The following is a 21,826-nucleotide window of genomic DNA, read 5'->3' on the forward strand; positions in this document are numbered from 1 at the left end:
TTTTGATTAACTTAATGATTTAGTCACCTGTATAACTTGTTTATCGCGCGTTAGTATAGCTAAGATAGGTTAGAAAGTGAATCATTTACCTTTGGATAAGTTCGGGTGACAATAAGGCTGCTGATATTGATATTTTAAAGTGATGACATGGAATTTTTAGATATACTTTTAAGTCTTTCTGCGCTGGTTATTTTAGAAATAGTACTAGGCATAGATAATCTTGTTTTTTTGTCTATTTTGACAGAAAAATTACCGCGCGAACAACGTAAAAGCGCCAGAAGATGGGGGCTAACTTTTGCCTGGATGACTCGAATTGCTTTGCTTGGCTCAGCTGTTTGGCTAGTAAAATTAGTGCATCCGTTGGTTTCCTATGGGGAATTTTCTTTTTCTATACGCGATCTATTTTTATTTGCCGGCGGCGCCTTTTTAATAGCGAAAGCAACACAGGAAATACATTATGAAGTAGGGGAAGACAAGACGGAATTGCAAGCTAAAGGTCCTAAACACCCCACTTTTAAAGTGGTTGTATTTCAAGTTGCTGTTATGGATATTGTTTTTTCTTTGGATAGTGTTCTTACGGCAATTGGCCTGACTACTCGTTTTTGGGTCATGGCAGCTGCTATCACCTGTGCGATCTTAGTTATGATTTATGCAAGTGAACCTGTAAGCGAATTTATAGATAAGCATCCAACAGTTAAAATGTTGGCCTTAAGTTTTTTGATTTTAATTGGTATGGTTTTAGTCGCTGATAGTTTTTCTTTTCATGTACCGCGTGGTTATGTTTATTTTGCTATGGGCTTTTCTTTAAGTGTTGAAGTGCTTAATATTGTTCGGCGTTCTCGTCAACATAAACGAAAAAACAGGTCATAGCCTATGTTAATTGTTAAGGCACTTCATATTATCGCAATGGTCGCTTGGTTTGCCGGTCTTTTTTATTTACCTCGTCTTTTTGTTTATCACGCTGATACAAACGATCAAATATCGATTGAACGTTTTAAAATTATGGAAAAGCGCTTGTATTATGGAATAACTTGGCCTGCTGCTTTATTAACAACGGGATTTGGTTTGGCCCTAATTAGCTACAATTGGCAGTACTACTTAAAAGCAGGTTGGATGCATGCAAAAGTAAGTTTGGTGATTTTATTGTGGTTTTACCATCTGTTCTGTGGGCGTTTTGTTAGGCAATTTGCTCAGGACAAGAACGAAAAGAGGGCAAGGTTTTACCGGATCTTTAATGAATTGCCGACTTTATTTTTGTTGAGTATCGTTTTCTTGGTGGTACTCAAGCCATTTTAGCCGTGAGTCAGGAGGAGCCTCACGGCAGGGAAAGATTGTTAATTAAGGATTAATCTATTTCAACCATTTCAAAGTCTTCTTTACCTGCTCCGCAATCAGGACAGAACCAGTTTTCTGGTACTTCCTCCCAACGCGTTCCTGCTTGAATGCCGTCTTCAGGCCAACCTTCAGCCTCATCGTAGATAAAACCACATATAACACAAATGTATTTTTTGTAATCTTGCATATCTGCCGCTCAATATTTTAAAGGGGCTAATTTAGCTATTGACTGCACTAATGTAAAGTCTAAATTTGTTATAATTTTTGTCAGCCCCCTAAAAAGACTGTAGAATAACGGGTTAATTCTAGACGATGGAGTGGTCATGCGGAGTTCTCAACAATTATTTGCGCAAGCGCAAACCGTTATTCCTGGCGGTGTCAATTCCCCTGTTAGAGCTTTTAAAGGTGTTGGCGGCGATCCAATCTTTTTTAAACAGGGAAAAGGGGCTTACTTAATTGATGCGGATAATAAACATTATATCGATTATGTAGGATCTTGGGGGCCTCTCATTTTAGGGCATTGTCATCCTGGCGTTGTTGATGCAGTTAGTATTGCCTTGCGTAGCGGTATGAGTTTTGGTGCGCCAACTGAATTGGAAGTCAGGCTTGCGCAAAAAATAACGACGCTAATGCCGGCTATCGAAAAGATACGGATGGTTAATTCTGGTACAGAAGCAACAATGACGGCTATTCGATTGGCACGCGGCTTTACTGGTAAAAATAAAATTATCAAGTTCAATGGCTGTTATCATGGTCACAATGACAGTTTGCTTGTAAAAGCAGGTTCGGGTTTACTGACTCTTGGTATTCCTTCTACGCCAGGCATACCTGCCAGTATAACCGAACATACACTCACTGCTGACTTTAATAGTCTTGAACAAACAGAAAAACTGTTTGAGCAATATCCTGGCGATATTGCTGCAATTATCATAGAACCAGTTGCCGGCAATATGGGTTTTGTATTACCAAAACCAGATTTTCTGCAAGGATTACGTGATTTATGTGATGCTCATGAAGCCTTATTAATTTTTGACGAAGTAATGACTGGATTTAGGGTTGCTTTAGGTGGAGCACAGGAACTATTTAATATTATTCCTGATCTCACGACGCTTGGTAAAGTAATTGGTGGTGGTATGCCTGTTGGAGCAGTGGGTGGCAAGGCTGAAATTATGACTCATTTAGCGCCTGAGGGGCCCGTTTATCAAGCAGGTACTTTATCAGGTAATCCTTTAGCGATGGCTGCTGGTTTAGCGACCTTGACTGAATTGGAAAAGCCAGGATTTTACGAGAGACTTTCTGCTAATACAACTGCAATGGTAGAAGGCTTGGCTGAGGTTGCTGCTTCATTTAATATTCCATTTTGCCACTCCTCCTTGGGGGGTATGTTTGGTTTTTGTTTTAATCGTAAAAAACAAGTTTTTGATTATGCGGATATTGCTTCCTCGGATGAAACTTTATTTAAACAATTTTTTCATGGTATGTTACAAAAAGGAGTTTATTTCGCGCCATCTATGTACGAAGCAGGTTTTGTCTCTATTGCTCATCAAAACGAAGAAATTCAATTGACACAGCAAGCTGCGGAGTCAGTGTTGGCAAGCCTCACGGAGATCAGAGCTTAAATGAAAAAATACCATGTTTATGGTGTAGGAAATGCCCTATTGGATAGGGAAGCAAAAATTAATGAGCAGATTTTAGAAGATTTTCAGATAGAAAAAGGAGTCATGACTTTAACAGATGAACTAACGCATCATCGCTTGATGACAGCCTTAGCTGATTCGTTTTGTCATAGGGGATGTGGCGGCTCTGCCGCCAATACAATGATTGCTCTCAGTCAGTTTGGTGGACGTGGTTATTATAGTTGTAAAGTTGCTAACGACGAGGCGGGTTATTTATTTTTGCATGAGTTAAAAGCCCTCGGTCTTGATTGCAATTTAACTGTCAATAATCTGTCGTCTGGTATAACTGGGCAATGTATTGTCCTTGTCACAGAGGATGCGCAACGAACTCTGAATACTCATTTGGGTATTTCAGAAACTTTATGCCCAGAGGCGTTGGATTTAAAAGCGATTGCTGCAGCGCGATATATCTATCTCGAAGGTTATTTAGTTACTTCACCCACCGCTAGAAATGCATTATTAACTGCGCGACGGTATGCAAATACTGTCAATACCAGGGTTGCTTTAACCCTATCTGATCCCAATATGGTTCGTTATTTCAAGAATGAATTACTATCAGTCATTGATGGTGGAGTTGATCTTTTATTTTGTAATGAAGAGGAAGCTCTTTTATTTACTCAAACGGATCATTTAGAGGCGGCCATTGGTTTGTTACAACCTTTAGCAAACCATTTAGTGGTTACTTGCGGAAGTCGTGGGGCTGTTTTAGCTATAGATGGTGAAATAATGGCTATTCCAACAACACCTGTATTGGCTGTAGATACGGTAGGAGCTGGTGATATGTTTGCAGGAGCTTATCTCTATGCAATTACTCAGGGATATGCACCTCAGTTGGCAATCGATTTGGCCAATAAGGCAGCGGCACAGGTTGTCAAACAATATGGTGCCCGTCTGGATAATAGACAGGTTAAAATAATTAAAGAACAATTTACCTCAAATAATTACCATTTTGCTGCCCCCGGTCACTTTGGCACAAGTCAACTGGTTGAAATGGAAGTTGAGTCTTAGTGATTTCGCTCCGGATGCAGGATTGTTGTTCTATAAAGGTTCCAGGAATTAGCTATTTGAGTAATTTCTTTTATGTGTTCATACTAAAAAGCATAAAATATTTTTAATAGAAAAAGTTTGTATAATAAGTTAGCTAAACTTAATAGAGTAAGGTAATTAAAGATAGAGTTATGAATTGGGATTTGTTTGATAAAGTATATCAAGAGCCCTTCCAGGAAACTCTGGCTCCTGGTGCTGTAATATTACATGGTTTTACTCTTTCTATGGATCGTTTAATTCTGGCAGATTTGAAGAAAGTCATTGATGTGGCTCCGTTTCGGCATATGGTAACGCCCGGGGGATATACCATGTCAGTTGCTATGTCAAACTGTGGATCTTTGGGTTGGATAACGGATGAAAGTGGATATCGTTATGAATCAATTGATCCTTTAAGTGGAAAAAGTTGGCCGCCAATGCCTCATTCATTGGTAGAGCTCGCTAAATCAGCTGCTTTGCAAGCGGGCTTTAGTCATTTTATTCCAGATGCTTGTTTGATAAATCGTTATGAACCAAAGAGTCGTCTTTCCTTACATCAAGATAAAGATGAAAAGGATTTTACTGCCCCAATTGTCTCTGTATCGCTTGGCATTCCTGCAATATTTTTGTTTGGTGGTTTTAAACGAAGCGATAAATTACAACGCTTGCCTCTAATGCATGGAGATGTTGTGGTTTGGGGTGGCCCAGCCAGACTTCGTTATCATGGTATCTTACCACTCAAAGAGAATGAGCATTTTTTAGTCGGTAGATACCGCTTGAACCTTACTTTTCGTAAAGCCGGATAGAGTCTGTTGACCTTTCTACTACCTCGATCGAAAAGCGTCAATTTACTGTCGCAGTTCATTTACTATTAATCAACGCTTTTCGACTCAAGCTAGCGAAATATCAAATTTTTCACGATTTAGATTGGTGTTGGTTTTCCAGAATTTTAGTGGCTGTTTTTTGAGCAATATAGGCTTCCTCATCCCCTCGAACGACTAAAATAGGTTTTCCAGAATTTGAGATAATATGGCATTTTTCATTACTGCAACTGGAGTTAGCTGTAGAATCTAATTCAAAATCCAGGTGCTTGAGAGGCGCGACAACCCGCTCACGAATTAAAGCAGCATTTTCACCTACGCCACCGGTAAAAATTAATGCATCCAGGGCGGCAACTTGACTACTGTAAGCGCCAATTGTTTTTTGAATGGCATAAACATACATCTCAATAGCGAGTTCTGCGCTCTGATCACCTGCTAAAGCATTAGCTATGAGTCTACGCATGTCATTTTCACCCGCAATGCCTTTTAGTCCACTTTGTTTATTCAAGAAGATATCAACTTGCTGGGCAGTCATCCCTTGCTGCTGTAAATATAAGGGAATTGCCGGATCGATATCTCCGCAACGTGTACCCATTACCAAACCTGCTAAAGGGGTCATCCCCATTGAGGTATCAAAAGATTTACCTTGCTTAATTAAGCAAGCACTTGCACCATTCCCTAAATGCAAAGTAATAAAATTGCAGTCTTTTATTGGTTTTTGCAAATAGGTTGCTGCCTGGTTGGCAACATATTCATGATTGATACCATGAAAACCATAACGTTTAATTTGATAACGATTCGCTGTCGCTGAATCAATTGCGTATTGGCGAATATATTCCGGCATTGTATGATGGAAGCCGCTATCAAAGACAGCGATATGCTGAGCTTCTGGGAAATACTGTTGGGCGAACTCAATACCCAGGGCATTAATCGGATTATGAATTGGAGCAAGATGAGCAAGCTCTTTTATTTCCTTTAATATTTTGGGTGTAATAACCGTCGGTTCATAATAGCGCTCACCCCCGTGTACCACACGATGACCAACGCCTGTGATAGGGTGATCTTTAAGGTCATGGTGTAATTTGTCCGCTAATGAGTGAAATGACTCATCATGCGCTTTAAAATTTTTTTTTATGGTTTCTTTACTGTGCTTATAATGATGCCAAAGGCATTCAGATTCACCAATTCCTTCAATTAAGCCTGATAGCAGGGGAGTAACTTGCTGCTTTTCAACCTGGAATGCCTTATATTTAATAGACGAACTTCCTGCGTTGATCGTTAAAATATACATTATTTATCCCCTTGTGCTTGAATGGCAGTAACGAGAATCGTGTTGATAATATCTTGCGGTGTGCAGCCTCTACTTAAATCGTTGACTGGTTTGTTTAAGCCTAACAATACCGGACCAATTGCCAGAGCCCCACTTTCACGTTGTACTGCCTTATACGTGTTGTTCCCCGTATTAAGATCAGGAAAAATCAGTACAGTTGCATGACCTGCAAGTTTGGAATGAGGTAGTTTTTTTGCAGCAACCTCAGGATCGACTGCAGCATCATATTGTATAGGTCCTTCTGCTAACAAATCGGGTTGTTGTTTCTTCACAATTTCCATAGCCTTGGCTACTTTCTCCACACTTTCTCCTTTACCGGAATCACCCGAAGAATAAGACAAAAGCGCAACCTTGGGTTCTATACCCAAATTTTTAGCGATTTGGGCGGCCTGAGCTGTAATTTCAGCAAGTGTTTGACTATCAGGTTCTGGATTAATAGCGCAGTCCCCATAGATTAAAACACGTGCAGGCATGCACATAATGAAAATAGAGGATACCTTGCTGACGCCAGGTTTAGTTTTTATTATTTCCAAAGCTGGTCTGACGGTATCTGCCGTAGTATGGGCTGCTCCGGAAACCATACCATCTGCATCACCACAATAAACCATCATTGCAGCGAAATAATTAATATCAGTCATTCGCTCAAGAGCAATAGGTAAATTAACATTTTTATGTTGACGAAGCTGGTAATATTGTTGAGCGTAGTTTTCTCGCTTTGCGGATTTTTCAATATCAATAATTGTTGCATTTGACAAATTCAAATCCAGACGTTTGGCTAATAAATTAATCTTTTCAGTTTTACCCAAGAGCGTAATCTTAACAATATTACGCTTTAGTAAGTGATCTGCAGCAATTAGTATTCGGGCATCATCACCTTCTGGAAGAACAATATGCCGTTTTAACTGCTTTGCCCTATGGATTAAGTCATAAAGAAATACGGCTGGACTTAATTGTGGTTTAACTGAATTATCACTCAGTAATTTTGTCAAGGGTTCATGGAGATAAGGACGCATCGTTTCTATAGCTGTTTTCACTTTATCTGGATTAGATTCACTTAAACTAAATTTTGCTGAAAACAGAGTGGTAGCCGTTTCATAGGTTTTAAGTGCTGTTAGTAAGACCGGAAAGGGGTGATCGAGGCCTGCGAGAATTTCACAGATAGCGGTTCCGGGCATTTCACCTCCGGTTAAAACAATACCGGCTATTTTAGGATAATAAGCTGATTGATCGGCCAGAAGTGAGCCTAAAAGAATATCAATGCGATCATCTGGCGTGATAATAAGCATACCGCTTCTATCAAGACGTGATTGCAAGAAATTACTTACAGTCTTGGCAGCAATCGTAAATTGTCTGACGGGACGGTGTAACTCGCTTTCTCCACATAAAATTTTAGCATCTAAAGTGGTCACTATATCGCGAACAGATGGGTTAGCCAGAGATTCAAACTCGGGAAGAATGGCTGTAAATGCCAGTTTGGGTAACTGCTTGTTAAAAAGCTCGGATGCTTCACTTTCATCAGAAGGCGACACTTGGTTAATAATAACTCCCGCAACACGTGCATGCGCTTTTTTGCTCACTTCCAGAGCAGTCTTTAAGATAGAAAGCGTATGCTCCAAGGTTCTATCTTTAGCTGAAACTACTAAGACTACATCGCAATTTAGTTGATGCGCGAGTGTTAAATTAAACTGATATTCAAAAACATCATTGTCACTTTCAAAATCGCTGCCCTCAAGATAAATCAAATCATCCTGGTTTTGAGTTTTGGTTGCTTCTAATACCGCTGAAAGTAAATCTTCAGGTTGCGTGCGCATAAGCGCAATGGCTTTATTGACATCCATGATCGGTGTTAGAGATTGTTCTGCTACTGCTTCCAGTAATGGAATTTGCGACTCATCTGATTCCGTAAATAACTTAAAGCATTGAATAGAGTTTTGCTGTTCTTTAAGCGCTGATAAAAAACCCAACGATACAAACGATTTTCCTGGTCGCTTTTCTATGCCAGTTAAGTAAATTTTTTTGTGCATGGTTAAACCTCAAACACGTTGATCATTAACTACAGGGATCAAATCAAAAGAGCGATCGAAGCAGCAAAACTTGTTCTAAGTCTTGTATTGTAAAGAAATTGTAGAGTTTTGTATAAAAAATATTGCAATAAAACTTCAATTTGTAAAGAAATTGCAGGTTTTTGTAATAACTTTATTTGATCGTCCTTTTTGCATAGACAGCTAAAAATTGCCATGTCATATTCGAGGTGAATTAGCTAACAGAGGAGGGCATCCAATGTTAAGAGTAGCTAACAAAAAAATAGTTTGGAATAGGTTGCCGCAAGGAGTAGTTCCCCTGTTCTTCATTCAAGTTTTTGCGACCTTAAGTTTTAGTGTGCTTTATTCGACGCTGGTTTTGTATATGACTGGCAAACTTGGTTTATCCATTAAATTGGCTAATAGCGTTACGGGTATATTTGTTGCTCTTAACTTTACTTTACACCTATTGGGTGGTTATTGCGGTGGGAGATTTTTCTCAAATCGAGCGCTGTTTTGTTTTAGTATGTTTGCGCAAATTGTTGGCTGTATTTTATTAGCCAGTATCAATGTAGCTTACCTTTATTATGGTTTAGCCACTTTTTTAATTGGCTGTGGTCTTAATGTTGCCTGTGTTAACTGTATGCTAACGCAACGTTTTAAACCCCAAGACCAACGCCGTGAAACCGTTTTTTTGTGGAATTATGCAGGAATGAATATCGGTTTCTTTACTGGTTTTAGTTTGAGTGGTTATTTTCAATTATCGCAAAATTATCAACGCTTATTTTTATTGAGTAGTTTGGGTAATTTGGTTGCTCTTTTTATTTGTTTATACTGTTGGCACAGTTTAGCCGATCATGAAACTGTTTATTCGCGTCTTTCTAGACAAAAGAAACGACAAGCTTCTTTGGTTGGCATATTGGTTATTCTTTGTATGCCTTTGCTTTTAAGCCAATTGATTCATTTTGCCAATTGGGCAAATAAGTTGGTTTTGTTTACTGGTGGATTAATGTTAGCTGTTGCTTGTTGGCTCGCATTCCAGCAAAATGTTATGGATGCACAAAAAAAGATGCTCGCTTTTGTAGTGTTGATGTTAGTGAGTACGGTGTTTTGGATGTTGTATCAGACCGGGCCTATGGGTTTAACCTATTTTATCGATAACAATGTTGATCGTAATTGGCTGATGATGACCATCCCTCCACAATGGTTTCAGAATATCAATACGTTAAGCATTGTTATCGGTGGGCCATTATTAAGTTCATTATTGAACCATCTGCGTTCGCGTGGCATACCTATTAATATTCCTGTGCAATTTGCCTGGGCCTTATTGTTAATTAGTTTAGCGTTTATAATATTGCCTGTAGGGATAATCAGTGCAAATTCGGTTGGATTGGTTGCCCCTGGATGGATCTTTCTCAGTTTTATTCTCCAAAGTGCCGGTGAATTGCTTATCGCACCTATTGGTTATGCGATGGTAGGCGCGCTAATACCTAATTCTCTACAAGGCGTGATGATGGGCATGTGGATGTTGAGCACCGGTGTAGGGGCGATCTTATCAAGTTATAGTTCTAATTGGATGATGGGCGGGCAAGACAGTATTTCACCTGTACTCACTAATTCTAGCTATAGTCGTGTATTTTTAGAGCTAGGCTTAATTGCTCTAGTTGCCGCTTTGTTAGTATTTATTTTAAGACCACGGTTATGTAAATGGATTGAAAATATGCAATCTGAAGTAGTTAATGAAGCAAATGCAGCGGTAGTTAACAACTCTGTTATAATCACACCCACGCGTTAATTTTCGGCATAGCTTGGCTTTGTTACGAAATCATTCTAGTGTGTGCTTGTGAGTAATCCTTTTATTCCAATTGAAACGGCAGATTTAATGTGGTGTGATGGTTTGCCGTTTTCTACCCGATTTAATGACATTTATTTTTCTAATGAAAATGGTTTGTTAGAAGCGGAGCATGTGTTTATCACCGGGAACAACCTCATAGAACGTTGGCAACGGTTAGCCACTGAGGGACGTGGTTCTTTTGCTATTGCAGAAACAGGTTTTGGTAGCGGTCTTAATTTTTTATTAACTTGGTCGCTGTGGCTTAAATATGCCCCTCAGCAAGCTCGGTTGCATTTTATCAGTTGCGAGAAATTCCCTTTGCGACGAGAGGAGCTTGCTCGTTGTTTAGCTTTATGGCCGCAATTAAAGAACTTAGCATTGGTTTTACAGGCAGATTACCCTATTTTAACGCCAGGATTTCATCATCTACAATTTGAAAATGGCAGAGTCAATTTAACTTTGATGCTTGGAGAAGCTAGCCACTGTTTTCATCAACTTTTAGTTTGTGGGGATGTTAAACTTGAAGCAGAATTAAGGACAAATCATATTGATGCCTGGTTTTTGGATGGTTTTGCACCAGCCAAAAACCAGCAGATGTGGAGTGAAGAGCTTTTTCAGATAATAGGGCAATTATCTAAACCAGGAACAACGCTTGCTACCTTTTCTGCTGCAGGTGTTGTTAGAAAAAATTTGCAAGCCGTTGGTTTTGAGGTCAAAAAAATCAAAGGCTTTGGTCAAAAACGTGAAATGGTGGTTGCTGCATTTAAAAAAGCAGAGTTCGCCTCCTCGCCAAGAGCTCGGGTTACACCTTGGCAAAGTGGTATTCCAAGAATTGTCAATGAAAAAAAGGCCATTGTTTTAGGTGCAGGATTGGCTGGTTGTTATCTTGCTCAAGCTTTAGCGAAACGGGGTTGGCAAGTTAATTTAATGGATGCTCAGAATGAAGTGGGTTGTGGTGCATCAGGGAATGCCCAGGCAGTTTTATACCCAAAATTATCCGCTTATCGCTCACCTTTAACTCTATTTATGCTAAATGCTTTTCTTTTTGCTCATCGCATTTATAGCCAATTACTTCATAAACATGATATTGGTAAATTGTCGGGGATTTTGCAACTGGCCTTCAATGATAGAGAACAGGCTTCACAGCTTGGTTTAGAGAAATGGTTGGCTGCTTATCCTGAGTTGGGTGTTCTTGTAGATCAGCAGTGTGCTACGGAAATTGCTGGAATTCACTTAAATACTGGTGGTTTGTTCATCCCTCACTCTGGATGGTTGGATTCACGTGCATTATGTAATATATTTGCTCAAGAAAAAGGAGTCAATTGGATTCCTGACACAGTAATAAGAGAATTAGTCTTTAGAAATGAGCAATGGCATGTAGCAGGGCATAAGGCCGACGTATTAATCATTGCGAACGGCAATCAAGCGAATCAATTTAGCCAAACCTCTTTTCTACCACTGAAATCAATTCGTGGCCAAATGACAATGATTAGCTCAAACCTTCCTAGTGAAAAATTAAAAATACCCTTGTGCGGCGATGGCCATGTTTTACCAGCAAATAAAGGTATGCATGCCATTGGAGCAACTTATCATTTAGACATTACTAAACAAACTTGCTATGAAGAGGATAATAAGAGCAATCTCGCAAGGTTGGAAAAAATCCCTACAGAATTAGTTTGGTCTGATGAAGTGATTGACAATTGGGCTGGTGTGAGAGCAGCTACTCCCGATTATTTACCTTTGGTGGGTCCTGTGCCGGATGAGCAGCTTTTTAAAGCGCGTTTTGCTGATTTAGCAACGAATGCTAAGCGTTGGTTGCCTACTCCTGGTGTTTTTTACCCCGGTTTATTTCTGTGTGCCGGTTTTGGTTCGCGGGGGTTAACGACGGTTCCGCTTAGCGCTGAATGGTTAGCATCACTGATTAACAATGAGCCCTGGTTTCTGCCTCGCACCTTAGTGCAATCTTTATCGCCAGCTCGTTTTTTACGTAAAGAATTAACAAAAAATTTGCATCAAGATTAAGATTCATTTTATAGCCTATACTTTTACAGTATGGGCAAAGGAATTGGTCAAAATTATCAAGTTACTTGTAAGATAGGAATTTTGAACTATAACTTTATATCAATAATTAATCAGGAGTAGCCATGAAGGCAAAAGTAATTGTCTACAGGGAGCATAAAGAGGGTAATGAAAATTTTGAGTTAATGGCTGGTCATCTGTCTTTAGTGATGAATATACTGAATAGAATGGATTCAACGCAGTTAACACAAGATTTACTCTCGCATTTAACTGAATCTTCTCATTTTCTAAGGGAAAGTCTCAACTTGGCTGACAATCAATCCAGACAGGTCACAAAAAGAGCCTCTATTCAACCTGCGATTCTACAAGCGCGACATTAAAACTGCCATATGCTTTGTTTTTTTGCTTTCTTAAGGAAGAAAAAAATCAAAGCATATTTAATAAATCAAATAAATAGTAGCCCAAGCTGCTTATTGATAGCTTAATCTTCCCTGTTTTTTTTTGAACATGTTAACATATCTTTTTCAGAGAGAGAAAAGTGAGAGTATTGCTTCTCTAACATGAGATCGTTACTCTTCGAATCCACAGGTTAGTCAATGGGGTAGTCCGTGAACAGCATTGAAATTTTTCAAATTGATTCATTTACTGACAAAATATTTCACGGGAATCCGGCGGCAGTATGCCTGCTCAATGATTGGCTCAATGATGAATTGATGCAGGCTATTGCTGTTGAAAATAATCTTTCGGAAACCGCTTTTATTATTGAGGATAAAAGTGGTTTTCATATCCGTTGGTTTACACCGCGGGGTGAAATTAGTCTTTGTGGACATGCTACCTTAGCCGCAGGTTTTGTTTTACATGAGCTAGGTAAATGTTCTAAAGATACGGTTCATTTTTCGAGTCCTAGTGGACTTCTTTCGGTGAGAAAAAAAGGAGAGAGCTATACTCTGGATTTTCCTCGATTAAATTTTCAATTGAGTGAGACCCCGGAACTAATTGCAGCCTTAATTGATAAACCTTATGTGGATGTTTTTGAAAGTGACTTGGATTACCTAATTTTACTTGCTGATGAAAATAAAGTGTTGCATGCTCAAGTCGATCTTAAAGGGTTAGTCAAATTACCGAAACGTGGATTAATTCTCACATCTCGTTGCAGTGGTGCAGATTTTTATTCACGCTGTTTTTACCCAAGGCATAACATTGCGGAGGATCCGGTCACAGGGTCAGCTCATTGTGTTCTTGGACCTTTTTGGGCTGAGCGCCTCAATAAAAAGATCTTGCATGCTATCCAGGGTTCTTTCCGCAAAGGGGAGTTAACTTGTGAAATTCATGACGAGCGAGTTCATATTTCAGGTCATTGCACATGGTATTCAAAAGGGTATTTGGTTATTTGATTATAAGTCTTAGCCTCCAGGAAGATGAATTTGTACATTAAAGGTAACTACATGTCCCATTTGGATTGGTGTTGAAAAAATTACCTGATTGAGATAGCCTGCACCAACGTTTAACCATTTTGATGCTTGTTGATCAAGACCAATCGATAATCGATTTTGATCAATGGTTTTAGTGGAAAGCCAGTCTGGCCGGTTAAAGTTGATAAAGAACTCATTTGAGCCAACAAGGCTAATACTGGTTGTAAGCGGGTGGCTAATAAGAATACGCTCTCTAAATCGATAACCCCATTGGTCGGAGCCTTTACTTCTGCGTTGTTCAATGCGTGATCTAAAAAAAATTTTATTGGAATTCAGTGTTTCATTGTAAATAACATCTTGCCATAGGCGAAATTCCTGATTTTTGGTATCTTCATCTTGTGCAGTGGAGAGCCAACCTGTACCTAACCAAAAAGCCCATTGCGAGGAAGCATTATAACCGCTGCTAAATCGCGACAGGAATTGCTCAAGTACTCTAGGGTCGTTAACAAGCCGTACTTGTGGTTCAATTTGATAGGAAAATTTGCCAATATCCGTATTCAGGCCAAGAATTGACCAGAATTTCTGTGTGGTTTGCATAGCTGGCGAAGTGGGAGAATATAGAGCTGGACCCAATATAAGCAGTAAATAAAAAAAGCGTGAGAGATTCATTGGGGTGTAGAGTACCTTGTAGTTCATGCCTTTATTTAGGGTTTGTTGCCAGATCTTACATTGCTTAACTTAACAAAAAATTTATTAAAAGCACATGGCAGGACCGAGATAATTGTTCTAAGCTGAAAACGCTGGAGTTTTAATTTACAGACACCAGGGGTTGCTGTCATTGCATAGGCGTCCCCCTAAAACTAAGGATAGTGATTATGGATACATGGAACAGTATAATTTTTATGAAAACCAATAAACCCTGGTCTGATTTAAGCACAATGGCCAAATGGGATGGGGTAGAAAAAATGTGGTCCACTACAGGTGATTGGGACTGGTGCATTAAGCTGGATATGAAAAATTCTTCTCCTGAAAAAACAGAAGCCTTTGTTGCGCGTATGCGTGATGGGCATTGGGCAACTGAAACCAAAACAAATTGGTGGAAAGAAGTATCTGTAAAATAATCATGTGCCCGGATAGTGTTCCGGGCTTTGATTCGGCCCTTCTTCTCGTCCTAAATCATCGTTCTATCGGTTAAATAGCTTGTTTTTCCACAGGTTTAGCAGTTGCTATCAGACTGCCAGCATGATAAAAATGCCGTTCACAATGTCAAGGAGTGAATATTGATGTCTATGGGAAAGCGCTTTAGAACGCTTGTTCAAAATCATTCTCCATTACAAATTGTCGGAACCATCAATGCTTATTCTGCAATGCTTGCTGAATCAGTTGGCTGTGAGGCAATTTATCTATCCGGCGCAGGTGTTGCCAATGCCTCTTATGGTTTGCCTGATTTAGGTATGACTAGTCTTACTGAGGTGTTAGAAGACGTTAGGCGAATCAGCCAAGCCTGTTCCTTGCCTTTATTAGTTGATGTTGATACTGGTTGGGGGCACGCATTTAACATTGCTCGAACTGTACAACTAATGGAGCGGGCTGGTGTTGCCGCCATTCATATTGAAGATCAAGTGCTCGCTAAGCGTTGCGGGCATCGTCCCAATAAAGCGATTGTTTCAATGGAGGAAATGGGCGATCGCATTAAAGTAGCAGTAGATGCGCGAAGTGATGACAGTTTTGTTATTATGGCACGGACCGATGCCTATGCTGTTGAGGGAATGAATGCTGCGATAGAGCGCGCTCAATTCTGTGTTGAATTGGGCGCTGATATGATTTTTGCAGAAGCAATGACGACACTGGATGAATACCAGATTTTTAGTAAACAGGTTAAAGTGCCTATCCTGGCCAATATTACTGAGTTTGGTAAAACACCGTTATTTACCAGGGATGAGTTGGCTAAGGCTGGTGTGCAACTTATTTTGTATCCTTTGAGTGCTTTTAGAGCTATGTCACAAGCAGCTTTACTTGTTTATAAAGCAATTAAGGAAGAGGGGACACAGAAAGGCTTGCTGGAGAGCATGCAAACACGTAATGATTTGTATGAGGTACTGGGGTATCACGATTATGAAAAAAAATTAGACCAATTGATGGAGGGTGAGGATGGTCAATAAAGCAGCAGGAGGATTGGCTGGTGTAATAGCTGGGCAATCGGCTATAGCCACTGTAGGGCTGGCTGGAAAAGGGTTAAATTATCGTGGTTACTCCATTGATGATTTGGCCGAGCATGCAACGTTCGAGGAGGTGGCTTATTTACTTCATTATGGTAAGTTACCTACAAGTTCAGAGCTTAGCACTTATACAAAAAAATTGGTTGGTTTGCGCCATTTGCCTGATACATTAAAGACTGTATTGAAATTAATCCCTAAAAATACGCATCCAATGGATGTATTGCGGACTGGCTGTTCAATGTTAGGTACCTTGGAACCAGAAAAGGATTTTGCTCAGCAATATGACATTGCTGATCGACTGCTAGCCTTATTCCCGGGCATGATGTGTTATTGGTATGCTTATCATTTTAAAGGGAAAGAAATTAGTGGTGAAAGTAATGAAGACACCATAGGGGGGCATTTTCTTGAACTGCTTCATGAGCGTAAGCCATCTAAGTTGGAAAGTGACATGATGAATGTTTCCCTGATTTTGTATGCTGAGCATGAATTTAATGCCTCCACCTTTGCGGCTCGCGTTACAGCTGCTACTCTGGCTGATTTCTATTCAGCAATTACTTCAGCAATTGGTACCTTACGTGGCCCTTTACATGGTGGAGCAAATGAAGCTGCAATGGAGTTGATTGAACGGTTTAAAAGTCCAGAGGAAGCTGAACAGCGTTTAATGGAAATGCTGGCTAATAAAGCGAAAATTATGGGTTTTGGCCATCGTGTCTATAAGGATTGCGATCCTCGGTCAGATATTATTAAGGCGTGGTCGCATAAATTAGCTGAATCCAAAAACGATCTATTGTTATACACGGTTTCAGAAAGTGTTGAAGCGGTAATGCGGCGTGAGAAGAAATTATTTCCAAATCTTGATTTTTACAGTGCATCAGCTTATCACTACGCAGGTATACCGACCTTTTTATTTACCCCTATCTTTGTGATGTCAAGGATTACCGGTTGGTCAGCACATGTTTTTGAGCAACGTGCAGATAATCGTTTGATTAGGCCAACTTCCGAATACACTGGACCTGATGCTAGAAAATTTATTCCTATTGAGCAGCGAGGATAATATGCATTCCTATGTAGAAGACAACGTTAAACCAGATTATGACAGTGTACTAACAGATATTGCTGATTATGTATTGGATATGGAGATTAAGAGTGCAGCTGCTTACGAAACAGCTCGCCTTTGTTTAATGGATACTTTAGGTTGCGGCATGTTGGCGCTTAATTTTCCTGAATGTACCAAATTGCTGGGGCCTGTTGTCCCTGGCGCGGTTTTGCCAGGCGGGGCACGTGTACCCGGTACTAATTATGAACTTGATCCGGTGCAGGCGGCATTTAATATCGGGACTATGGTGCGATGGCTTGATTTTAATGACACTTGGCTCGCGGCTGAATGGGGGCATCCATCTGATAATCTGGGTGCGATTCTGGCTGTGGCTGATTATATGAGTCGACAAAATCTCCAGCAGGGTAAAGCAGCAATTACCATGCATGAAGTATTGACTGCAATGATTAAGGCACACGAGATTCAGGGATCTCTGGCGTTAGAAAATAGCTTTAATCGCGTTGGCTTGGATCATGTTTTGCTAGTCAAGGTTGCCAGTGCAGCCGTTGCTGCCCTATTACTTGGTGCAGATAGAGATACAATGCTTCGTACTTTATCGCAAGTTTTTGTGGACGGACAAAGCCTGAGAACCTATCGCCATGCTCCGAATGCTGGTTCACGTAAATCGTGGGCTGCCGGTGATGCGACGTCGCGTGCTGTACGTTTAGCCTTGATTTCTGCTCGTGGTGAAATGGGCTACCCCAGTGCTTTAACAGCCCCTAAATGGGGATTTTATGACGTTTTATTTGGTGGAAAAGCCTTTAAATTTCAACGTCCCTATGGCAGTTATGTCATGGAAAACATTTTATTTAAATTATCTTATCCAGCGGAGTTTCACGCTCAAACCGCTGTTGAATGTGCTGTTGCTTTACATCCGCAGGTAAAAGCGCGAATCGCGGATATTACACGGATAGAACTTGTAACTCATGAGTCAGCAATTCGTATCATTAGTAAGCAAGGTGCTTTGCATAATCCCGCTGATAGAGATCATTGCCTGCAATACATGGTAGCGGTCGCTCTTTTGCACGGTGATCTACGAGCTGAACATTATGAAGATGAAACGGCCTCTGATCCACGTATTGATGAACTACGTGAAAAAATGCATGTGAGTGAAAATCAACAATTTTCGCGTGACTATCATGATCCTGAAAAACGCTCTATAGCAAACAGCATCAAGCTATTTTTTAACGACGGTACAGAATCACAATTGATAACGGTAGAATATCCTATTGGCCATAAACGACGCCGCGAAGAGGGGCTTTCGGTTTTGTTAGCAAAATTTAAACGGAATTTAGCAACCCGCTATGCGCCTGCACGTGTTGAGGCAATTTCCAAGGCAATGGATGATACTAATTCATTAGCAGCCTTGTCGGTTGTTGAGTTTATGGCTCTTTGGCAGATTTGAGCGAAGCAATAATGAAGAAGAAAAACGCTAGGATGTTTTTTGCTGCTTTCTAGCGTTTTTGTTGTTCAATTAGAATTTTCGTTTAATCCCGGCTGTAGCCAGAATCTTGGTAGCAATTTCCTCAATTGAATAGCGAGTGGAATTGATATAGGGAATGTTTTCGCGTTGGTACATCGTTTCGACCTCAGCAACTTCACGTCGACATTGTTCCATCGAAGCGTATTGACTGTTAGGGCGTCGTTCTGTACGTATATGCTGTAATCTCTCCGCGTCAATTGTGAGTCCAAACAATTTATTCTTGTAAGGCCTTAATGATTCTGGTAAGCGAAAAGAGGTTAAATCATCCTCGGCAAAAGGGTAGTTGGCGGCCAAGACACCGAAGTGTAAGGCCATATAAAGGCAGCTTGGCGTTTTGCCGCAGCGTGATACCCCAATTAAAATAATGTCTGCTTTTTCATAGCCACGTGTTTTAATGCCATCGTCATGGGCTAAGGCATAGTCTACTGCTTCAATACGTTGAGTATATGATTGCGGATTTGCGACACCGTGAGTACGCCCTACAGTATAAGATGATTTGGCTTGCAACTCATGCTCGAGAGGTCCAAGAAAAGTATTAAAAAGATCAAAAACTTTTGCTTTAGACTGTTTAATTGCTTGAGCTATATCTGGGTTAATCAAAGTCATGAAGATGAGCGGTTTAATACCTGTTTCTTCGTAAGAAGAGTCTATGCGTGCAACTGCTGCTTCTGCTTTTGCGACAGTATCAATGTAGGGAATAGTAAGTTTCTCAAACTCAATGTTTTCAAATTGCGTAATTAAACTATTGCCTAAATTTTCAGCGGTAATCCCTGTCCCATCTGAAATCATGAAAACATATCGTTTCATCTATACCCCTTCTTTAGAGAGTAGTCTCTAAACTCAAATTTATGATTCTAATCGATTAATAATCTTGCTACCAGCTTATAATAGCTTGGCAAGGTAACTCGCTTCTGTTATTTTCATGAGAGTGATGATTATTGGAAAAGAGATGACAAGCTCGTCTGATAAATTAAAGAATTTGTTGGCCTGGGCTACCGAGGTCCAAGCAATTGCTCAGATTGGCCTTACCTACAGTACTGATCTCTACGATAAAGAACGTTATGAACAACTGGCAAGACTAGCTGTTGAAATGATGTCAGATGTTGTGGATGTAAAGAAAGAGGTTCTTCAGGCAACTTTTCTAAATCAAGCTGGCTATGCGACACCTAAAGTTGATGTCAGAGCCTTGATAATCCAAAATGATGAACTATTATTAGTGCGTGAGGCACAGGATGGAAAATGGGCGTTACCGGGTGGCTGGGCAGATGTCAATTATTCTCCTTCTGAGTGTATAGTGAAAGAAGTACATGAGGAAACAGGATTACAGACCCGAGTAAAACGGCTTCTTGCCTTATGGGATACTGCAAAACATGATCATCCCCCCCACTGGCCTTACATTTATAAATGCATTTTTTATTGTGAGGTAATTGGAGGGCAATTTACCCATAGTCATGAAATTCTCGATATAGGTTTTTTTAGTCTGGGGACTTTACCGCCACTGTCAGAATGCCGGATTACTAGAAGCCAGCTCGAAAAATTAATGAATTTATATGATTCCAATGATTTTTGTACTGTTTATGATTAAATTCCGGGATAAATAAAGATTATGGAACCAGATCGCTACGAGCAAAATAGTAAAGTTTTTATTCTTGGTATCGTTACGCTACTACTTAGTTTAACTTTATTTGCTCTTGGCTTTTATGTAGTTCCCTACCTTTTTTGGGGCTGGAATTATGATATACCTGCAATTGTTTTAAATTGGCATGAATGGTTAAAAGAATATTATGAGTTTAGTGAAGCTGGGGCTTCCTGGATAATTTTTCTCATTTTTATTATTCCAGCCCTGATTTGCGGTTATATTTCCCATCTTGCCTCAAATCACATAGATAATAAAATCCATGGTATTGAACCGGTAAAAACAGACAAGCAGATAGAAATAAAAGAAGAAGTAAAAGCGACGCTAAGTTTTGGTTTCAAAATAGTGTTGCTAATTGTGTTAGTTTTATTAGCGTTGTCGTTGCTACAATGGTTATTAACTGTCCCATAAAAGGAGCTGGCATGCTTTTTAAACGGTTTAAAATTAGAAGATTAAATAAAAAAATAAAGGCGATGCAGCACAACCGTGTTCATAATCAGCCCAAAGATGACGTGTTAGCAAAAGAAATTTCTTATTATCATGAGTTAGGAGCTATCTATCATTCTTTAATAGGCCATAAAAAATATCCTTTCTCGGATGTAATGGTTGTTGCCTGCTTACGTGCGGCTTCAACATTGGATGATCCAGTCGCTGGATACCAACTAGGAAAAAAACTACTGGATGAAGCCAACTACAGAGCAAAACTTGAGGAAGGAAAACTTTTTGCAAGCCCAGGAAATGAGCGTCAAATGCTTCAGCTTTATGAAGAGGCGCATGTCTATTTGCAAGCTGCAGAAAAACTTGGGCATGTTGAAGCAAAACGGTTACGGGGCTTATGCTATATAAATGGTTGGGGTGTGACTCCTGATCGTGATAGAGGATTTGAGTTAGTCGTTGCCAGTATCGAGCAGGAAAACAGTTGGGATAGAGTTCCACAGATCTTTGCGGCAATAGGCTTGAATAAACCTGAATTCTTCTCCGCGTTAATGAAACATCGTAATAAAAGTTGATTCAATTGGTCATTATAAGGAGATCAGAGCTCTACTGAGCTCCTTAGTTAAAGAGAAAAGTTAAATACCAATTTATAAAAGACTTTCCACAAAATAGCGAGACGAGGCCAGCAATACAGAGAAAGGGACCAAAGGGAATTGGTGTATTTTTTGTTGTTTTTCCTTTGGCTTTTAGATAGATAACTCCTATTAGGATACCACTTAAGGAAGCAAATAATAAAATAAGGGGTAACTGAGTCCAGCCAAACCAGGCACCAAATGCGGCAAATAATTTAAAATCACCGTGCCCCATTCCTATTTTACCAGTACATAAATAAAAGATTTGAATAAATAGCCACAGGCATAGATAAGCACAGGCAGCACTTAAAACGGCGTCTGATAAAGACGTAAAAAGCGATTGCGTATTAGCGATTAAGCCTAGCCAAAGTAGGCCTAAAGTTAGACTATCTGGTAAGAGTTGATGCTGGAGATCAATAAAGAATAAGCTAATACTAAACCAGATAAATAACAGTGCGAAAACCAAGGTTAAATTAAAATCGAAATGCCAGGCAGCTAATAGAGCAAGTAAACAACTGAGGCTTTCAACCAAGGGATAGCGTGGTGAAATGGAGTGTTTGCATTGCCTGCAACGGCCACCTAAGAATAAGTAACTAAGCAATGGAAGATTATGTATTGCGGGGATCATTGCCTTGCAGGCAGGACAGAATGAGCGAGGCAAAAATAAATTTATTTTTTCGCTTAATTCTGGAGACATGTTCAGTATTTGACGACATTCTTTCTTCCACTCAGCCTGAATCATTCGAGGTAAACGATAAATAAGAACATTTAAAAAGCTGCCTATAGCCAAAGAAAACAGGGCAAGCAAGATGTAAGTTGTTGGGGAATGAATAATTTGCAATTGATTAAGCATT

At 39.9% G+C, this 21,826-nt stretch carries 22 protein-coding genes; 16 read left to right on the forward strand and 6 right to left on the reverse strand.

Annotated features, from left to right (window positions below; genetic code table 11):
* The first annotated feature begins 147 nt into the window (after window positions 1-147).
* Together DYC89_RS07495 and hemJ are read left to right on the forward strand one after the other, a co-directional pair.
* The gene (locus DYC89_RS07495; RefSeq protein WP_115221218.1) at window positions 148-870 is read left to right on the forward strand and encodes a TerC family protein; all 723 of its coding nucleotides are present in this window, start codon (window positions 148-150) and stop codon (window positions 868-870) included.
* A gap of 3 nt (window positions 871-873) precedes the next feature.
* Window positions 874-1,296, forward strand: a complete 423-nt coding sequence (gene hemJ, locus DYC89_RS07500; RefSeq protein ID WP_115221219.1) for a protoporphyrinogen oxidase HemJ — start codon at window positions 874-876, stop codon at window positions 1,294-1,296.
* A gap of 49 nt (window positions 1,297-1,345) precedes the next feature.
* Here the strand turns inward: hemJ and DYC89_RS07505 are convergent, their stop codons facing one another.
* The gene (locus DYC89_RS07505) at window positions 1,346-1,522 is read right to left on the reverse strand and encodes a rubredoxin (RefSeq protein WP_115221220.1); all 177 of its coding nucleotides are present in this window, start codon (window positions 1,520-1,522) and stop codon (window positions 1,346-1,348) included.
* Window positions 1,523-1,658: 136 nt separating this feature from the next.
* On the opposite strand from DYC89_RS07505, the gene hemL reads away from it, so the two are divergent.
* From hemL to alkB, 3 genes are all read left to right on the forward strand, one after another.
* Window positions 1,659-2,954: a glutamate-1-semialdehyde 2,1-aminomutase gene (gene hemL, locus DYC89_RS07510; RefSeq protein ID WP_115221221.1), complete on the forward strand. Its 1,296-nt coding sequence runs from the start codon at window positions 1,659-1,661 to the stop codon at window positions 2,952-2,954.
* Window positions 2,955-4,019 carry an adenosine kinase gene (locus DYC89_RS07515; protein WP_115221222.1) on the forward strand — a complete coding sequence of 355 codons (1,065 nt, stop codon included), beginning with the start codon at window positions 2,955-2,957 and terminating at the stop codon, window positions 4,017-4,019.
* A 170-nt stretch (window positions 4,020-4,189) separates the two neighbouring features.
* The gene (gene alkB / locus DYC89_RS07520; RefSeq protein ID WP_115221223.1) at window positions 4,190-4,840 is read left to right on the forward strand and encodes a DNA oxidative demethylase AlkB; all 651 of its coding nucleotides are present in this window, start codon (window positions 4,190-4,192) and stop codon (window positions 4,838-4,840) included.
* A gap of 109 nt (window positions 4,841-4,949) precedes the next feature.
* Here alkB and DYC89_RS07525 read toward each other — a convergent pair whose 3' ends face one another.
* Both DYC89_RS07525 and pta read right to left on the reverse strand, forming a co-directional pair.
* Entirely contained in the window at window positions 4,950-6,146 is a 1,197-nt protein-coding gene (locus DYC89_RS07525) for an acetate/propionate family kinase (RefSeq protein WP_115221224.1), read from the reverse strand.
* Complete coding sequence (gene pta, locus DYC89_RS07530) at window positions 6,146-8,209, reverse strand: phosphate acetyltransferase (protein ID WP_115221225.1); 2,064 nt, start codon at window positions 8,207-8,209, stop codon at window positions 6,146-6,148. Before pta ends, DYC89_RS07525 begins: the two co-directional genes overlap by 1 nt.
* Before the next feature lie 256 nt (window positions 8,210-8,465).
* Here pta and DYC89_RS07535 point away from each other — a divergent pair, with 256 nt between their 5' ends.
* The 4 genes from DYC89_RS07535 to DYC89_RS07550 all read left to right on the forward strand — a co-directional run bounded on the left by DYC89_RS07535 (window position 8,466) and on the right by DYC89_RS07550 (window position 13,453).
* The gene (locus DYC89_RS07535; protein ID WP_115221226.1) at window positions 8,466-10,001 is read left to right on the forward strand and encodes a peptide MFS transporter; all 1,536 of its coding nucleotides are present in this window, start codon (window positions 8,466-8,468) and stop codon (window positions 9,999-10,001) included.
* 48 nt (window positions 10,002-10,049) lie between these two features.
* Window positions 10,050-12,062 carry a bifunctional tRNA (5-methylaminomethyl-2-thiouridine)(34)-methyltransferase MnmD/FAD-dependent 5-carboxymethylaminomethyl-2-thiouridine(34) oxidoreductase MnmC gene (mnmC, locus tag DYC89_RS07540; protein ID WP_115221227.1) on the forward strand — a complete coding sequence of 671 codons (2,013 nt, stop codon included), beginning with the start codon at window positions 10,050-10,052 and terminating at the stop codon, window positions 12,060-12,062.
* A 122-nt stretch (window positions 12,063-12,184) separates the two neighbouring features.
* Window positions 12,185-12,439, forward strand: a complete 255-nt coding sequence (locus tag DYC89_RS07545) for a hypothetical protein (RefSeq protein WP_115221228.1) — start codon at window positions 12,185-12,187, stop codon at window positions 12,437-12,439.
* 228 nt (window positions 12,440-12,667) lie between these two features.
* Window positions 12,668-13,453, forward strand: a complete 786-nt coding sequence (locus tag DYC89_RS07550) for a PhzF family phenazine biosynthesis protein (protein WP_115221229.1) — start codon at window positions 12,668-12,670, stop codon at window positions 13,451-13,453.
* Between the two features lie 9 nt (window positions 13,454-13,462).
* Here the strand turns inward: DYC89_RS07550 and DYC89_RS07555 are convergent, their stop codons facing one another.
* The gene (locus tag DYC89_RS07555) at window positions 13,463-14,140 is read right to left on the reverse strand and encodes a DUF2490 domain-containing protein (protein ID WP_181879349.1); all 678 of its coding nucleotides are present in this window, start codon (window positions 14,138-14,140) and stop codon (window positions 13,463-13,465) included.
* A gap of 206 nt (window positions 14,141-14,346) precedes the next feature.
* On the opposite strand from DYC89_RS07555, the gene DYC89_RS07560 reads away from it, so the two are divergent.
* From DYC89_RS07560 to DYC89_RS07575, 4 genes are all read left to right on the forward strand, one after another.
* Entirely contained in the window at window positions 14,347-14,592 is a 246-nt protein-coding gene (locus DYC89_RS07560) for a hypothetical protein (protein ID WP_115221231.1), read from the forward strand.
* Between the two features lie 162 nt (window positions 14,593-14,754).
* Entirely contained in the window at window positions 14,755-15,633 is an 879-nt protein-coding gene (gene prpB / locus DYC89_RS07565; protein WP_115221232.1) for a methylisocitrate lyase, read from the forward strand.
* Window positions 15,623-16,744, forward strand: coding sequence for a bifunctional 2-methylcitrate synthase/citrate synthase (gene prpC / locus DYC89_RS07570; protein ID WP_115221233.1), 1,122 nt, complete (start codon window positions 15,623-15,625; stop codon window positions 16,742-16,744). The genes prpB and prpC overlap by 11 nt, the downstream gene beginning before the upstream one ends.
* Window position 16,745: 1 nt before the next feature.
* Complete coding sequence (locus DYC89_RS07575) at window positions 16,746-18,191, forward strand: bifunctional 2-methylcitrate dehydratase/aconitate hydratase (RefSeq protein ID WP_115221234.1); 1,446 nt, start codon at window positions 16,746-16,748, stop codon at window positions 18,189-18,191.
* A gap of 69 nt (window positions 18,192-18,260) precedes the next feature.
* Here DYC89_RS07575 and ppsR read toward each other — a convergent pair whose 3' ends face one another.
* Window positions 18,261-19,076 carry a posphoenolpyruvate synthetase regulatory kinase/phosphorylase PpsR gene (gene ppsR, locus DYC89_RS07580; RefSeq protein WP_115221235.1) on the reverse strand — a complete coding sequence of 272 codons (816 nt, stop codon included), beginning with the start codon at window positions 19,074-19,076 and terminating at the stop codon, window positions 18,261-18,263.
* Between the two features lie 124 nt (window positions 19,077-19,200).
* Between ppsR and DYC89_RS07585 the strand changes: the two genes are divergently transcribed.
* The 3 genes from DYC89_RS07585 to DYC89_RS07595 are packed head-to-tail and all read left to right on the forward strand — an operon-like array spanning window position 19,201 to window position 20,915.
* Window positions 19,201-19,854: an NUDIX hydrolase gene (locus tag DYC89_RS07585; RefSeq protein WP_245953965.1), complete on the forward strand. Its 654-nt coding sequence runs from the start codon at window positions 19,201-19,203 to the stop codon at window positions 19,852-19,854.
* 21 nt (window positions 19,855-19,875) lie between these two features.
* The gene (locus DYC89_RS07590; protein WP_115221237.1) at window positions 19,876-20,316 is read left to right on the forward strand and encodes a hypothetical protein; all 441 of its coding nucleotides are present in this window, start codon (window positions 19,876-19,878) and stop codon (window positions 20,314-20,316) included.
* An 11-nt stretch (window positions 20,317-20,327) separates the two neighbouring features.
* On the forward strand, window positions 20,328-20,915 hold the full coding sequence (locus DYC89_RS07595) for a hypothetical protein (protein ID WP_181879350.1): 588 nt from the start codon (window positions 20,328-20,330) through the stop codon (window positions 20,913-20,915).
* Between the two features lie 43 nt (window positions 20,916-20,958).
* On the opposite strand, the gene DYC89_RS07600 is transcribed toward DYC89_RS07595, so the two are convergent.
* On the reverse strand, window positions 20,959-21,825 hold the full coding sequence (locus DYC89_RS07600) for a prepilin peptidase (RefSeq protein WP_115221238.1): 867 nt from the start codon (window positions 21,823-21,825) through the stop codon (window positions 20,959-20,961).
* Window position 21,826: the final 1 nt, after the last annotated feature.

Source organism: Legionella donaldsonii (assembly GCF_900452385.1).
In the GTDB taxonomy this organism is placed as follows: Bacteria; Pseudomonadota; Gammaproteobacteria; order Legionellales; family Legionellaceae; genus Tatlockia; species Tatlockia donaldsonii.

What these genes read in the sequence shown, in the direction of transcription:
- DYC89_RS07600 (WP_115221238.1), bottom strand. Translation starts at nt 21,825, where the DNA reads ATGCTTAATCAATTGCAAATTATTCATTCCCCAACAACTTACATCTTG.
- DYC89_RS07525 (WP_115221224.1), bottom strand. Translation starts at nt 6,146, where the DNA reads ATGTATATTTTAACGATCAACGCAGGAAGTTCGTCTATTAAATATAAG.
- DYC89_RS07585 (WP_245953965.1), top strand. Translation starts at nt 19,201, where the DNA reads ATGATTATTGGAAAAGAGATGACAAGCTCGTCTGATAAATTAAAGAAT.
- DYC89_RS07595 (WP_181879350.1), top strand. Translation starts at nt 20,328, where the DNA reads ATGCTTTTTAAACGGTTTAAAATTAGAAGATTAAATAAAAAAATAAAG.
- DYC89_RS07590 (WP_115221237.1), top strand. Translation starts at nt 19,876, where the DNA reads ATGGAACCAGATCGCTACGAGCAAAATAGTAAAGTTTTTATTCTTGGT.
- prpC (WP_115221233.1), top strand. Translation starts at nt 15,623, where the DNA reads ATGGTCAATAAAGCAGCAGGAGGATTGGCTGGTGTAATAGCTGGGCAA.
- hemJ (WP_115221219.1), top strand. Translation starts at nt 874, where the DNA reads ATGTTAATTGTTAAGGCACTTCATATTATCGCAATGGTCGCTTGGTTT.
- ppsR (WP_115221235.1), bottom strand. Translation starts at nt 19,076, where the DNA reads ATGAAACGATATGTTTTCATGATTTCAGATGGGACAGGGATTACCGCT.
- DYC89_RS07515 (WP_115221222.1), top strand. Translation starts at nt 2,955, where the DNA reads ATGAAAAAATACCATGTTTATGGTGTAGGAAATGCCCTATTGGATAGG.
- DYC89_RS07560 (WP_115221231.1), top strand. Translation starts at nt 14,347, where the DNA reads ATGGATACATGGAACAGTATAATTTTTATGAAAACCAATAAACCCTGG.
- pta (WP_115221225.1), bottom strand. Translation starts at nt 8,209, where the DNA reads ATGCACAAAAAAATTTACTTAACTGGCATAGAAAAGCGACCAGGAAAA.
- DYC89_RS07545 (WP_115221228.1), top strand. Translation starts at nt 12,185, where the DNA reads ATGAAGGCAAAAGTAATTGTCTACAGGGAGCATAAAGAGGGTAATGAA.
- alkB (WP_115221223.1), top strand. Translation starts at nt 4,190, where the DNA reads ATGAATTGGGATTTGTTTGATAAAGTATATCAAGAGCCCTTCCAGGAA.
- DYC89_RS07535 (WP_115221226.1), top strand. Translation starts at nt 8,466, where the DNA reads ATGTTAAGAGTAGCTAACAAAAAAATAGTTTGGAATAGGTTGCCGCAA.
- DYC89_RS07555 (WP_181879349.1), bottom strand. Translation starts at nt 14,140, where the DNA reads ATGAATCTCTCACGCTTTTTTTATTTACTGCTTATATTGGGTCCAGCT.
- hemL (WP_115221221.1), top strand. Translation starts at nt 1,659, where the DNA reads ATGCGGAGTTCTCAACAATTATTTGCGCAAGCGCAAACCGTTATTCCT.
- DYC89_RS07505 (WP_115221220.1), bottom strand. Translation starts at nt 1,522, where the DNA reads ATGCAAGATTACAAAAAATACATTTGTGTTATATGTGGTTTTATCTAC.
- DYC89_RS07495 (WP_115221218.1), top strand. Translation starts at nt 148, where the DNA reads ATGGAATTTTTAGATATACTTTTAAGTCTTTCTGCGCTGGTTATTTTA.
- prpB (WP_115221232.1), top strand. Translation starts at nt 14,755, where the DNA reads ATGTCTATGGGAAAGCGCTTTAGAACGCTTGTTCAAAATCATTCTCCA.
- DYC89_RS07575 (WP_115221234.1), top strand. Translation starts at nt 16,746, where the DNA reads ATGCATTCCTATGTAGAAGACAACGTTAAACCAGATTATGACAGTGTA.